A 13,864-nucleotide genomic window follows, 5' to 3' on the forward strand; every position below is an offset into this window, starting at 1 on the left:
TAGCGGCTTCATTTAGAAGTTGCTACTGTCTTTCTAAATAAATGGTGGAGGGAGCAGCCTTGTCCGTGAATCGAATTCTTGTCATTAATCCTGGTAGTACATCTACGAAGATTGGTGTTTTTGATAATGAAAGACCTGTTTTAGAAGAAACAATTCGTCATGACGAAGAACAGATTGGGAAATATAAGCGTATTATTGATCAATATGAATTTCGCAAGCAAACTATTTTAGAGGTGCTTCATTCCCATGGCATTAATATTTCTAAGTTAAATGCTGTATGCGGACGCGGCGGATTACTTCGCCCGATTGAAGGCGGTACGTATACAGTAAATGAAGCTATGCTAGAAGATTTAAAAAATGGTTATAGTGGCCATCATGCTTCCAATTTGGGAGGTATTTTAGCATATGAAATCGCTTCTGGACTTAACATTCCAGCGTTTATTGTTGATCCAGTAGTTGTAGATGAAATGGATGATATTGCCCGTATTAGCGGAATAGCTGGCATGGAGCGAAGAAGTATTTTTCATGCGCTAAACCAAAAAGCAGTAGCTCGTAAAGTTGCAAAAGAACTTGATCGTAAATATGAAGATTTAAACTTATTAATTGCACATATGGGCGGCGGTATTTCAGTTGGTGCTCATAAAAAAGGAAAAGTTATTGATGTAAATAACGGTTTAAATGGAGAAGGACCATTCAGCCCAGAACGTGCAGGAACAGTTCCGGTAGGTCAGCTTGTAGAAATGTGCTTCTCTGGTGACTATTACCGTGATGAAATGATGAAAAAAATCGTTGGACAAGGAGGCTTAGTCAGCTTACTTGGTACAAATGATGCAATTAAAGTAGAAAAGATGGTAGAACAAGGTGATCCAGAAGCAACACTTGTTTATACAGCGATGGCATATCAAGTTGCAAAAGAAATTGGCGGATCAAGTGCAGTTCTTCATGGGAAAGTAGATGCAATTGTTTTAACTGGTGGACTTGCATATAGCAAAATCCTTGTTGATGAAATTAAAGAGCGCGTTCATTGGATTGCCGATGTAATTGTACATCCAGGAGAAGATGAACTACAAGCATTAGCAGAAGGTGCGCTTCGTGTACTTCGTGAAGAAGAAGTTGCAAAAGAGTATGTTGTAAGGGAAAAAGAAACCGTAGCTAGGGGTTGAAAAATATGGCAAAAGAGTACGATTTAGTTATTGTTGGTGGCGGTACAGGCGGATATGTTGCTGCTATTCGTGCATCACAATTAGGACTAACAACAGCGCTTGTTGAAAAAGAGAATCTTGGTGGCACATGTTTACACAAAGGTTGTATCCCAAGTAAAGCGTTGCTTCGTAGTGCGGAAGTATACGCAACGGCGAAAAAAGGGGAAGAATTTGGTGTTGTTACAAGCGATGTTTCATTAAACTTTGCAAAAGTACAAGAACGTAAAGAAAAAATCGTTAGCCAACTTCATAAAGGTGTTCAGCATTTAATGAAGCAAGGGAAAATCGATGTATATGAAGGAATTGGTCGTATCCTTGGCCCATCTATTTTCTCACCGATGCCGGGAACGATTTCTGTTGAATTAGCAAGTGGTGAAGAGAATGAAATGCTTATTCCGAAAAACGTAATCGTTGCAACAGGATCACGTCCAAATTCTTTACCAGGACTTGAGCTTGATGGTGAATATGTTATGTCATCTGACCACGCTTTAAAAATGGAAGCGCTTCCTGAGTCTGTTATTATTGTTGGTGGCGGTGTAATCGGTATTGAGTGGGCGTCTATGCTTGCTGATTTCGGTGTCGAAGTAACTGTACTTGAATATGCAAAACATGTTCTTCCACTTGAAGATCAAGACGTTTCTAAAGAAATGCAGCGTTTGCTTAAGAAAAAAGGTATTAAGATTGTAACTGGTGCAAAAGTATTACCAGAAACTTTAGTAAAAGATAATGGTGTTACAATTCAAGCGGAACTTAACGGTGAAAATAAAGAATTTAAAGCTGAAAAAATGCTTGTATCTGTTGGAAGACAAGCAAACACACAAAATATCGGCTTAGAAAATACAGATATCGTTGTTGAAAAAGGTTATATTCAAACAAATGAATATTATCAAACGAAAGAATCACACATTTATGCGATTGGCGATGTAATTGGCGGCTTGCAACTTGCACACGTTGCTTCTCATGAAGGAATTGTAGCAGTTGAACATATTGCTAGAAAAGAGCCGATGCCAATTGATTACTCTATGGTATCTAAATGTGTATATAGTAGCCCAGAAGTTGCTTCTGTCGGTTTAACAGAGCAAGAAGCAAAAGAAAAAGGCTATAAATTAAAAGTAGGTAAATTCTCATTCCGTGCAATCGGTAAAGCGCTTGTATATGGAGAATCTGATGGTTTTGTGAAACTTGTTGTTGATGAAGAAACAAATGATATTCTTGGTGTTCATATGATTGGACCGCACGTAACAGATATGATCTCAGAAGCAGGTCTTGCAAGAGTATTAGATGCAACGCCTTGGGAAGTTGCACATACAATTCATCCGCATCCATCATTATCAGAAGCAATTGGTGAAGCTGCGTTAGCAGTTGATGGAAAAGCGTTACACGGATAAAAGTGAACCATTGGGAATGGATAGTGTATCGTTCTTGCTTTATAATAGAGCGGGGTAAAAAGGATTTAGGAGGGTGTTAAAATGGCTGAAGTAAAAGCAAAGCGCCATGAAGAGCTTGGCTTAAGCGATGAGCAAGTATTAGAAATGTATCGCACGATGTTACTCGCACGTAAAATTGACGAGCGTATGTGGTTATTAAACCGTGCAGGGAAAATTCCTTTTGTAATTTCTTGTCAAGGACAAGAAGCTGCACAAGTAGGCGCAGCATTTGCACTTGATCGCGAAAAGGACTACGCATTACCATATTACCGTGATATGGGTGTCGTGTTAGCATTTGGTATGACAGCAAAAGAGCTTATGCTATCTGGATTTGCAAAAGCAGAAGATCCAAACTCTGGCGGACGTCAAATGCCTGGACACTTTGGACAAAAGAAAAATCGCATCGTAACAGGTTCTTCACCAGTTACAACGCAAGTACCGCACGCAGTAGGTATTGCATTAGCAGGACAGATGGAAGGAAAAGATTTAGTAACGTTTGTTACATTTGGAGAAGGTTCTTCTAACCAAGGTGACTTCCATGAAGGTGCAAACTTTGCAGGAGTACACAAATTACCAGTTATTTTCATGTGTGAGAATAACAAATATGCAATCTCTATCCCAGTTGAAAAACAATTAGCTTGTAAAAATGTATCTGATCGTGCAATCGGTTATGGTATGCCAGGATACACAGTAGACGGAAATGACCCGCTTGAAGTATATAAAGCTGTAAAAGAAGCGGCAGATCGTGGTCGCCGTGGTGAAGGTCCAACATTAATTGAAACGGTATCTTATCGTTTAACAGCTCACTCTAGTGACGATGATGATCGTGTGTACCGTGACAGAGAAGAAGTAGAAGAAGCAAAGAAAAAAGATCCAATCTATACATTTGCAAACTACTTAAAAGAAGTAGGTATTTTAACAGAGGAATCTGAAAAACAAATGTTAGATGACGTGATGCATATCGTAAACGAAGCAACAGAATATGCAGAGAATGCTCCGTATGCAGATCCAGAATCTGCATTAAAGCACGTATACGCGGAATAAGGGGGAACGTTTCATGGCTGTAATGTCTTATATTGACGCGATTACATTAGCAATGCGCGAGGAAATGGAACGCGATGAGAAAGTATTTGTATTAGGAGAAGACGTTGGTAAAAAAGGTGGCGTATTTAAAGCGACAACTGGATTATATGATCAATTTGGTGAAATGCGCGCGCTTGATACACCACTTGCAGAATCAGCAATCGCTGGAGTAGCAATCGGTGCAGCGATGTATGGAATGCGCCCAATTGCAGAAATGCAATTTGCTGACTTCATTATGCCAGCGGTAAACCAAATTGTTTCCGAAGCAGCAAAAATTCGTTACCGTTCTAACAATGACTGGACTTGTCCAATCACAATCCGCGCACCATTTGGCGGCGGTGTTCACGGTGCATTGTATCATTCTCAATCTGTAGAAGCACTTTTTGCAAACCAACCTGGCTTAAAAATTGTCATTCCTTCTACACCGTATGATGCAAAAGGTTTATTAAAAGCAGCAATTCGTGATGAAGATCCAGTATTATTCTTTGAACATAAACGTGCATATCGCTTAATTAAAGGTGAAGTGCCGGAAGATGATTATGTATTACCAATCGGAAAAGCAGACGTAAAACGTGAGGGTGATGATATTACTGTTATCACATACGGATTATGTGTTCACTTTGCTCTTCAAGCTGCTGAAAAATTAGCACAAGATGGCATTTCTGCTCACATTCTTGATTTACGTACTGTATATCCGTTAGATAAGGAAGCAATTATTGAAGCAGCTTCAAAAACAGGTAAGGTTCTTCTTGTAACGGAAGATAATAAAGAAGGAAGCATTATGAGTGAAGTAGCAGCAATTATCGCAGAAAATTGCTTATTCGACCTTGATGCACCAATTGCTCGTCTTGCAGGTCCAGACGTTCCAGCAATGCCATATGCACCAACAATGGAAAAATTCTTTATGGTAAATCCAGATAAAGTTGAAAAAGCAATGCGCGAACTTGCGGAATTTTAATCGGGGGGACTATACATGGCTGTAGAAAAAATTACGATGCCTCAGCTTGGGGAGAGTGTAACGGAAGGTACAATTAGTAAATGGCTTGTTTCTGTTGGTGATCATGTAAATAAATATGATCCGCTTGCAGAAGTAATGACAGATAAAGTAAACGCAGAAGTACCATCTTCTTTCACTGGGGTTGTTACAGAGTTAATCGCTGGCGAAGGTGATACATTAGCTGTTGGTGAAGTGATTTGTATGATTCAAGTTGAAGGTGCAAATGAAGTAGCTGCAACAGCTGTAGAAGAAAAAACAGAAGAGGCACCAAAAGCAGAGACAGCTGCATCAGCACCAGCAGCGCCAAAAGCGAAGCAACCAACTGATGGTAAGCCACGCTTTTCACCAGCTGTATTAAAACTTGCAGGTGAACATAATATTGATTTAGATGTAGTAGAAGGTACGGGAACAAATGGCCGTATTACGCGCAAAGATATTTTAAAATTAGTGGAATCTGGAAATATTCCACAAGCAGGTGCGAAGAAAGAAGCAGCATCTGCACCAATTACGCAAGAAGCACCAAAGGCTGCAGTTACACCAGCAGCTCCAAAAACAGAAGCGGCAAAACCAGTATCTGTACCAACAATGCCTGGAGATATTGAAATCCCAGTGACTGGTGTGCGTAAAGCGATTGCTGCAAACATGCTGCGCAGTAAGCATGAAGCACCGCATGCTTGGATGATGATTGAAGTGGATGTAACAGACCTTGTTTCATACCGTAATTCAATTAAAGGTGAATTTAAAAAGCGTGAAGGCTTCAACTTAACATTCTTTGCATTCTTTGTAAAAGCTGTTGCACAAGCATTAAAAGAATACCCACAAATTAATTCTATGTGGGCTGGCGATAAAATTGTTCAGAAGAAAGATATCAATCTTTCTATCGCAGTTGCAACTGACGATGAACTATTCGTTCCAGTTATTAAGCATGCTGATGAGAAAACAATTAAAGGTATCGCTCGTGAAATTACTGAGCTTGCAACGAAAGTACGTACGAAGTCATTAAAAGCTGACGAAATGCAAGGTGGAACATTTACAATCAATAATACAGGATCGTTTGGTTCTGTTCAGTCTATGGGTATTATTAATTATCCACAGGCGGCAATTTTACAAGTGGAATCTATCGTGAAACGTCCAGTGATTATGGATAATGGTATGTTCGGTGCACGTGATATGGTTAACTTATGTCTATCCCTTGACCATCGCGTACTGGACGGATTCATTTGTGGTAAGTTCTTAGGCCGTGTGAAAGAAATTCTTGAGAATACGTCTGCAGATAACACTTCTGTATATTAATCATAGGAAGGCCCGCCAATTGGCGGGCTTTTTTTACGTATATGAATGAGAAGTTTTTAAGTGGAAGCATATTTCCTATGTAAATTTGCAACTTAGCTGAAGATTTACATTGTTTTTTACATAGACAATACGGATAAACATAAACTAAAAGGAGGAATTTTGTTAAGGGGTGCCATTTATGCATATATTTGAAGGAGCAAAGCATCTTTCGAATTTCGAATGGGTGATCCGTGCCATATTGGCATATATGTTTTTAATTATTGTTGCAAAAGCAATGGGACAACGCTCTATTGCTCAGCTTCGTTTTTTAGATCTTGTGCTAGTACTATTATTAGGCGGAAATATATCGAACGCATTATCTGATGAAAGAGTAGGCCTTCTCGGTTCTCTGATTACAACATTTGTTCTCGTAGTACTTCATATAGTAAGTTCCGTTTTGACATTAAAGGTGGATTGGTGGAGACGTTTTTTAGAGCCTGCACCGATTATTCTGATACATAATGGTTCTGTTCAGTTTAATAATCTAAAGAAGGCACGGATTACAGTAGAGTATTTATTTTCTGAGCTGAGATTGCAAGGTATTACAGATATTCAAACAGTAAAACTAGCCTTATGGGAAGCAAGTGGAGTTGTTTCTGTATTTCAATATGCAGCATATGAAAAAGTGTCTCGAAAAGATATGAAAATATATGCAGAGCAATCACCTATTACATTTATCTTGGTAAAGAATGGGGATATCCAAAAGGATGTTCTCGCTTTAATAGAAAAAACAGAAGAGTGGGTAAAAGATGAGTTAAAGCAGAAAGTACCAATTCAATTGATTCAATTAGCAACGATAGATGAAAAGGGACAAATAAACATTTTGCTTAAAAAGTAAAAAAATTACGCATTTTTCCATTTTATACATATGATACAATGGTGTGGACAAGGAAATAAAAAAGAAAGGTTTGTTGGAATGGGATATGTGGAGGAATTACGAAAAATAGTTGGTCACTACCCTTTAATTTTAGTCGGTTCGGTTGTTCTTGTATTGAATAAAGATGGGGAAGTATTATTACAACAAAGACAAGAACCGTATGGGAAATGGGGACTTCTTGGTGGATTAATGGAGCTGCGGGAATCACCAGAAGAAACTGCATACCGTGAAGTGTATGAAGAAGCCGGCATTCGTGTGAAGAATTTGCAGCTCATTAATGTGTTCTCAGGTGCAAAACATTTTGTGAAACTTGCAAACGGTGACGAGTTCCAAGCAGTAACCACTGCATATTATACTCATGATTATGAAGGAGAACCTACTGTAAACAAAAAAGAAGCAATACAATTAAAGTTTTTTTCGGTTACAGAATTACCAGAGTATATTGTAGGATCGCATAAAAGAATGATTGAAGTATATGTAGAAATGATACAAAGCAAGTAAGTTTACTTGTATTTTAGAAATAGTTATTGGTAAGATACAGATAGGTATATGTGAGGAGGGAAAACTTTGATGAATTTCAACTTTTTTATGAATGATGTTGTCCGTCAAGCACGCGAAGAAATCGTGGCAGCTGGCTATACAGAATTAACAACAACAGAAGCGGTAGAGGAAGCATTACAAAAGAAAGGCACAACGCTTGTAATGGTAAACTCTGTGTGTGGCTGTGCAGGTGGTATTGCACGTCCAGCAGCAGCACATTCGGTTCATTATGATAAACGCCCAGACAATCTTGTTACTGTATTTGCAGGTCAAGATAAAGAAGCAACGGCACGTGCTCGTGAATATTTTGAAGGATATCCACCGTCTTCTCCGTCGTTTGCATTATTAAAAGACGGTAAGATTGTGACAATGGTTGAGCGTCATGAAATTGAAGGCCATGAACCAATGCAGGTAATTGCTAAATTACAATCGTACTTTGAAGAACATTGTGATGAAATGTAATATACCTTTTTAGAACCGTTAAGAATAGAATCTTAACGGTTCTTTTTTTACATAAAATCAGCTGTTTATGCATAAAATTATACAGTGTACACACTGTTAATGATGTTGTGGAAAGAAAAAATAAATTAATTTTTATTTTATTTATTGCATAAAAATTAATTTATTGCTACAATACATTCAACGAATAAAAATTCTATAAAATCTTTAAATATACATTAACTAGGAGGAGAAGTAATGAAGAAATTTTTATCCATTTCATTTGCACTTATTTTAATCGTAAGTATATTCGGAGCTTGCAGTAAGCGTGAAGAAGCAGGAAGTACTGATAAAAATAAAGTTTTAGTTATGGGAACTTCTGCAGATTACAAACCATTTGAATATGTCGATGCGAAAAAGAGTGAAGATATTATCGGTTTTGATATCGATGTTATGAACTATATCAGTAAAGAATTAGGCTATAAAGTTAAAATCAAAGATATGGATTTTAGCGGACTGTTAGCATCATTAGAAGCTGGAAAAGTTGACTTTGTAATGGCTGGACTAACACCGACAGCAGAACGTAAGAAAAACGCTGATTTTACAGATATTTATTTCACGTCAAAAAATGTGATTATTTCTAAAGAAGGTTCAAATATTAAAACATTGCAAGACTTGCAAGGGAAAAAAGTAGGGGTACAAACAGGATCAATTCAAGAAGAAAAGGCAAAGGATCTACAGAAACAAGTATCGTTCCAGTCTGAAGGACGCGATCGTATACCAGAACTAATTCAAGAAATTCAAGCAGGTCGTTTTGATGCAATTATTTTAGAAGATACAGTAGCAAAAGGATATTTAGAAAAAAATAAAGAGTTAAAGAGTGTAGAAATTCCGGAAGCTGCGGATGAAGCTGGTTCAGCAATTGCACTTCCGAAAAATAGTGATAAGACAGCGGAGTTTAATAAAGTGATTAAGAAAATGAAAGAAAATGGAGAAATGGATAAATTAGTGAAGAAATGGTTTGGCGGCGAGCAATAAGCCGCCTTTCCATATTATGGAGAGGAATGACTTAGGATGAACTTGGATTTTTCGCAAATTACGCCGTCAATACCATATATGTTAAAGGGCTTAGAAGTAACATTGAAAATTGTTTTTGTATCTTCTTTGCTCGGCTTTGCGCTAGGTGCGTTATTAGCGCTTTGTAAAATTGCCAGAATTAGAGTTTTAAGTATTATTGCTGATTTTTATACATCTATTTTTCGTGGTACACCGCTTGTACTACAATTAATGCTTATTTATTATGGTCTCCCTCAAATTACAGGATATGATATTTCAGCATTTTTAGCAGCAGTTTTAGCATTTAGCTTAAACTCAGGTGCATATATGTCAGAAGTTATTCGCGCTGGAATTCAGGCAGTTGATAAAGGACAAACAGAAGCAGCGATGGCTCTCGGTATTCCATATGGAAAAATGATGCGAAATATTATTTTTCCGCAAGCATTAAAAAATATTTTACCTGCATTAGTAAATGAGTTTGTTACATTAACGAAAGAGTCGGCAGTTGTTACTGTGATAGGCGCAACAGATTTAATGCGCCGCGCATATATTGTTGGCGGAGAGACATTGTCATATTTTGAACCACTTTTATTTGTCGGTATGATTTATTACATCCTTGTTATTATTCTTACATTCATCGGCAAAGCGGTTGAAGGGAGAATGAAGAAAAGTGATTAAAATTACAAACCTTCATAAATCATTTGGAAATAACGAAGTATTAAAAGATATTACAACAACAATTGGACAGGGCGAAGTAGTAGCGATTATTGGGCCGTCTGGTTCAGGGAAATCAACGTTTTTACGTTGCATGAATTTATTAGAAGTACCATCGGACGGACAAATTTGGATTGGCAATCAAGAGGTAACAAATCCAAATACAAATATTATGGAAGTTCGTCAGCATGTTGGGATGGTATTTCAGCATTTTCACTTATTCCCTCATATGACAGTGTTAGAAAATATTACGTATGCTCCTCTTACGGTAAAAGGTGTCTCAAAGGACGATGCAGTGAAAAAGGCTGAAGAATTATTAGAAAAAGTGGGATTACTTGAGAAAAAGGATGCATATCCAAATCGCCTTTCTGGTGGACAAAAACAGCGTGTTGCAATTGCAAGAGCCTTGGCAATGGAACCAGACGTTATGCTTTTTGATGAACCGACTTCAGCACTGGACCCAGAGATGGTAAAAGAAGTACTGGAAGTTATGAAATCTCTTGCAACGACAGGAATGACGATGGCAATTGTTACGCACGAAATGGGCTTCGCAAAAGAAGTAGCAAATCGTGTTCTGTTTTTGGATGGTGGAAAACTTGTAGAAGACGCGAACCCAGAGAAATTTTTTACAGCACCGGAAAGCAAACGTGCACAAGAATTTTTACAAAAAATGTTGTAACATGTAAAAATTGCGTGAATAATAATGGAAAAAGGATGACATTGTGTCATCCTTTTCTTTATACTTATTTTGAAAGAAGTTCGTACATAATAGGAGCGTTAATATGTTTAAAATTGGATATCGAACAGTGAAAACAGCAGCTGGAACTGCCTTGGCTGTGTGGATTGCTCAATTATTTCATTTGGAGTTTTATAGCACAGCCGGCATTCTTGTTATTCTATGTGTGCAAAATACAAAAAGAAAATCATTAGAAGTATCTATTCATCGCTTTTTAGCTTGTTTGCTTTCTATGGTGTTTGCATTTTTTATTTTTGAATCGATAGGGTATACATCGCTAGCACTTGGACTTCTATTACTTCTGTTTATTCCAACTGCAGTTATGCTTAAGATTCAAGAGGGGATTGTTACAAGCTCTGTTATTGTTATGCATTTATTTTCATTGCAAAAAATTACGTGGTCAATTGTTGGAAATGAGATTGCAATTTTAACGGTTGGAATTAGCGTTGCTTTGTTAATTAATTTGTACATGCCAAGTGTTGAAAGTGAGTTAAAAGATTATCAACAAAAAGTAGAATCTAATTTTAAAACGATTCTTTTTGAAATGGCTGCATATTTAAGAAATCGTGATAGTGTGTGGAATGGAAAAGAGCTAATTGAAACGGAAACATTACTTGAGAAGGCAAAAGAATTGTCTTTTAAAAAGCTGGAAAATCAGTTTATGCGTGAAGATGATTATTACTATCGTTATTTTCAAATGCGTCAGCAACAGTATGAAATTTTAGAAAGAGTTATGCCGCTAGCCGCTTCGTTATCTTGGTCGTATGAACAAGCGGGGATGGTGGCGGATGTAATTGAAAATGTTGGGAATGCAATTCGCCCAGAAAGTACGGGGGTTATTTCATTAAGGCAACTTCAGGAGATGCGAGAAATCTTTCGAGAAATGCGGCTTCCAGAAACACGAGAAGAATTTGAAATGCGGGCCAAGCTCGTTCAGCTCGTGTATGAAATAGAACAATATTTACTTATTAAAAGTCGATTCAAAGGGAAATATAACATCAAAGAATTAATATAAGAAGGAAGGAATGAGGTATGCCATATCTTCTTTCATTCATATTATTTGTTTCCCTATCGCCGCTTTGGCCGCTCGGTGATAATCCACGTGTTGGCGATCCGCTTATTATCGTCAATAAACAAACGAACCAGCTTGCATATATTCATGATGGAAAGATACAAAACACATTTCCAGTTGGGACAGGTAAAACGAATGATTTAACGCCAGAAGGTACATTTGATGTTGTGATGAAAGTGAAAAATCCATATTATATTGCAAAGAACATCCCAGGTGGTTCCCCGAAAAATCCGCTCGGTTCTAGATGGATTGGGTTTAATGCCCGAGGTACAGATGGTAGTAAATATGGAATACACGGAACAAATCAGCCAAGCTCAATCGGCAAATATATTTCGCAAGGTTGTATTCGCATGTATAAAAAAGATGTAGAGTATTTATACGATCAGGTTCCAATTGGAACAAAAGTATGGATTGTTAAGTCGAAAAAGTCATTTGAGCAGCTTGCGAAAGAAAAGGGTGCGATTGCTTACGAAAAAAGCCAACAGTATATGTTGGCTTTTTGTCATATCACATCTTGTCTTGACATGTGTATATATAACATGCGTTAATGAGAGGTATATAAAGATTTGGTGAAAAGGGGTTGCTGTTGTGTATATAAATCAGAGCTTACCATACATCCAATTTTTTGTAGGTTTTCTTTCCGTTATTGCTTTTATATTGGCTATTTTTAATATCTTTCCACTCACTATAGCTATCTTCTTTATTTCTCTTCTCAATTTTACTTTTGCAATAGGTGCTTTTTATCAGCAACATTACAGCAGCCTCATACTAGCACTGGCGATGGGATTTGCATTTAGTATCGCTGGCGTTGTGATTATAATAAAATAACAAGGACAAAGTAGCCCTTGTTTACCAAAACATGCTTATCCCAGTAAGTAGTGTTGTTACAAGCATTGCAATTAACATAACATAAACCATAATTTTTTGAGTTTTTTTATTCATGTTGATCCTCCTTGCGAATCTCTTCTATCTATTGTAACGAGAAATAAAAAAGGAGACAAGGGATTTACTTAGACAAAATTGAAAGTAGATAAGTTGCTATAGTTCTAAAAATCTGAATAAAAAGACGATAAAAGAAGGCATTTTAGTGATGGATATTGTTGAACGAATGATAATAAGAGAAGCAATTTAGTAAAGAGATATAATGTAAATAACCTCTTGTACCATCTCTTTCGAAAATTTTACGAAATTCTGTTATAATAGTCATTGTTACATACATAACAGGAGGCGCATTCTCATGATTAATCAAGAACGTTTAGTGAATGAATTTATGGAACTTGTGCAAGTAGACTCTGAAACAAAATACGAAGCTGAAATTTGCAAAGTATTAAAAGAAAAATTCTCTTCTTTAGGCGTTGAAGTATTTGAAGACGATACAATGGGTGAGACTGGTCATGGTGCTGGTAACTTAGTTTGTACATTACCTGCAACAAAAGAAGGAGTAGATACAATCTACTTTACTTCTCATATGGATACAGTTGTTCCTGGTAAAGGAATTAAGCCTTCTATTCAAGATGGTTATATCGTATCAGACGGCACAACGATTTTAGGTGCTGATGATAAAGCTGGACTTGCATCAATGTTTGAAGCAATTCGCGTGTTAAAAGAGAAAAATATTGCGCACGGAAAAATCGAATTCATCATTACAGTTGGTGAAGAATCTGGTCTTGTTGGTGCAAAAGCATTGGATCGTGAACGTATTACAGCGAAATATGGCTATGCATTAGATAGCGATGGAAAGGTTGGAGAAATCGTTGTTGCAGCGCCAACACAAGCAAAAGTAAACGCAATTATTCGCGGTAAAACAGCTCATGCAGGTGTAGCACCAGAAAAAGGTGTATCTGCGATTACAATTGCCGCAAAATCCATTGCAAAAATGCCGCTTGGCCGCATTGATTCTGAAACAACTGCAAATATCGGTCGTTTTGAAGGCGGTACACAAACAAATATCGTTTGTGACTATGTAGAAATTTTTGCTGAAGCACGTTCCTTAGTAGACGAAAAAATGCAAGAGCAAGTTCGCAAAATGACAGAAGCATTTGAATCTACAGCTAAAGAAATGGGCGGACAAGCAGAAGTAGAAGTAAAAGTAATGTACCCAGGATTCAAATTTGCTGATGGCGATCACGTTGTAGAAGTTGCTAAACGTGCTGCTGAAAAAATCGGTCGTACACCATCCCTTCACCAAAGCGGTGGTGGTAGCGATGCAAACGTAATTGCGGGTCACGGTATTCCAACAGTAAACTTAGCAGTTGGTTACGAAGAAATTCATACAACAAACGAAAAAATACCTGTTGAAGAATTAGTAAAAACAGCAGAAATGGTTGTTGCGATTATTGAGGAAGTAGCGAAGTAATCAAAGAATCGGCTAAGTTGAAACGCATGGGTGA

At 37.4% G+C, this 13,864-nt stretch carries 16 protein-coding genes; 15 read left to right on the plus strand and 1 reads right to left on the minus strand.

The genetic code is table 11. The features are described 5' to 3' along the window. Positions 1-59: 59 nt before the first annotated feature. The 14 genes from buk (at position 60) to ACTDJC_RS03025 (ending at position 12,302) form a co-directional block, all read left to right on the plus strand. Positions 60-1,163, plus strand: a complete 1,104-nt coding sequence (gene buk / locus ACTDJC_RS02960) for a butyrate kinase (RefSeq protein WP_098310598.1) — start codon at positions 60-62, stop codon at positions 1,161-1,163. A gap of 5 nt (positions 1,164-1,168) precedes the next feature. Beyond that, the gene (gene lpdA, locus ACTDJC_RS02965; protein ID WP_230575986.1) at positions 1,169-2,590 is read left to right on the plus strand and encodes a dihydrolipoyl dehydrogenase; all 1,422 of its coding nucleotides are present in this window, start codon (positions 1,169-1,171) and stop codon (positions 2,588-2,590) included. Positions 2,591-2,671: 81 nt separating this feature from the next. After that, positions 2,672-3,673, plus strand: a complete 1,002-nt coding sequence (gene bfmBAA, locus ACTDJC_RS02970; protein WP_098310600.1) for a 3-methyl-2-oxobutanoate dehydrogenase subunit alpha — start codon at positions 2,672-2,674, stop codon at positions 3,671-3,673. 13 nt (positions 3,674-3,686) lie between these two features. After that, complete coding sequence (bfmBAB, locus tag ACTDJC_RS02975) at positions 3,687-4,670, plus strand: 3-methyl-2-oxobutanoate dehydrogenase subunit beta (protein ID WP_098310601.1); 984 nt, start codon at positions 3,687-3,689, stop codon at positions 4,668-4,670. A gap of 15 nt (positions 4,671-4,685) precedes the next feature. Continuing rightward, positions 4,686-6,002: a dihydrolipoamide acetyltransferase family protein gene (locus ACTDJC_RS02980; RefSeq protein ID WP_440602609.1), complete on the plus strand. Its 1,317-nt coding sequence runs from the start codon at positions 4,686-4,688 to the stop codon at positions 6,000-6,002. A 178-nt stretch (positions 6,003-6,180) separates the two neighbouring features. Further along, positions 6,181-6,879: a DUF421 domain-containing protein gene (locus tag ACTDJC_RS02985; RefSeq protein WP_098310603.1), complete on the plus strand. Its 699-nt coding sequence runs from the start codon at positions 6,181-6,183 to the stop codon at positions 6,877-6,879. 78 nt (positions 6,880-6,957) lie between these two features. Next, entirely contained in the window at positions 6,958-7,419 is a 462-nt protein-coding gene (locus ACTDJC_RS02990) for an NUDIX hydrolase (protein WP_440602610.1), read from the plus strand. A 69-nt stretch (positions 7,420-7,488) separates the two neighbouring features. Continuing rightward, positions 7,489-7,920 carry a BrxA/BrxB family bacilliredoxin gene (locus ACTDJC_RS02995; protein ID WP_141525084.1) on the plus strand — a complete coding sequence of 144 codons (432 nt, stop codon included), beginning with the start codon at positions 7,489-7,491 and terminating at the stop codon, positions 7,918-7,920. A 234-nt stretch (positions 7,921-8,154) separates the two neighbouring features. Then, positions 8,155-8,934: a transporter substrate-binding domain-containing protein gene (locus tag ACTDJC_RS03000; protein ID WP_098310607.1), complete on the plus strand. Its 780-nt coding sequence runs from the start codon at positions 8,155-8,157 to the stop codon at positions 8,932-8,934. 36 nt (positions 8,935-8,970) lie between these two features. Next, positions 8,971-9,630, plus strand: a complete 660-nt coding sequence (locus ACTDJC_RS03005; RefSeq protein WP_098310608.1) for an amino acid ABC transporter permease — start codon at positions 8,971-8,973, stop codon at positions 9,628-9,630. Further along, positions 9,623-10,345: an amino acid ABC transporter ATP-binding protein gene (locus ACTDJC_RS03010; RefSeq protein WP_440602611.1), complete on the plus strand. Its 723-nt coding sequence runs from the start codon at positions 9,623-9,625 to the stop codon at positions 10,343-10,345. Before ACTDJC_RS03005 ends, ACTDJC_RS03010 begins: the two co-directional genes overlap by 8 nt. 103 nt (positions 10,346-10,448) lie before the next feature. Beyond that, positions 10,449-11,417 carry an aromatic acid exporter family protein gene (locus ACTDJC_RS03015; RefSeq protein WP_098310610.1) on the plus strand — a complete coding sequence of 323 codons (969 nt, stop codon included), beginning with the start codon at positions 10,449-10,451 and terminating at the stop codon, positions 11,415-11,417. Between the two features lie 17 nt (positions 11,418-11,434). Beyond that, complete coding sequence (locus ACTDJC_RS03020) at positions 11,435-12,022, plus strand: L,D-transpeptidase (protein ID WP_098310611.1); 588 nt, start codon at positions 11,435-11,437, stop codon at positions 12,020-12,022. A gap of 40 nt (positions 12,023-12,062) precedes the next feature. Then, positions 12,063-12,302: a DUF3894 domain-containing protein gene (locus ACTDJC_RS03025; protein ID WP_440602612.1), complete on the plus strand. Its 240-nt coding sequence runs from the start codon at positions 12,063-12,065 to the stop codon at positions 12,300-12,302. Between the two features lie 21 nt (positions 12,303-12,323). Here the strand turns inward: ACTDJC_RS03025 and prli42 are convergent, their stop codons facing one another. Then, positions 12,324-12,416, minus strand: a complete 93-nt coding sequence (gene prli42 / locus ACTDJC_RS03030; RefSeq protein WP_098310613.1) for a stressosome-associated protein Prli42 — start codon at positions 12,414-12,416, stop codon at positions 12,324-12,326. Positions 12,417-12,711: 295 nt separating this feature from the next. On the opposite strand from prli42, the gene ACTDJC_RS03035 reads away from it, so the two are divergent. Beyond that, positions 12,712-13,830, plus strand: coding sequence for a tripeptidase T (locus ACTDJC_RS03035; protein WP_440602613.1), 1,119 nt, complete (start codon positions 12,712-12,714; stop codon positions 13,828-13,830). Positions 13,831-13,864: the final 34 nt, after the last annotated feature.

Origin of the sequence: Bacillus sp. GB_SG_008, assembly GCF_052038115.1 — a bacterium.
GTDB lineage: Bacteria > Bacillota > Bacilli > Bacillales > Bacillaceae_G > Bacillus_A > Bacillus_A rhizoplanae.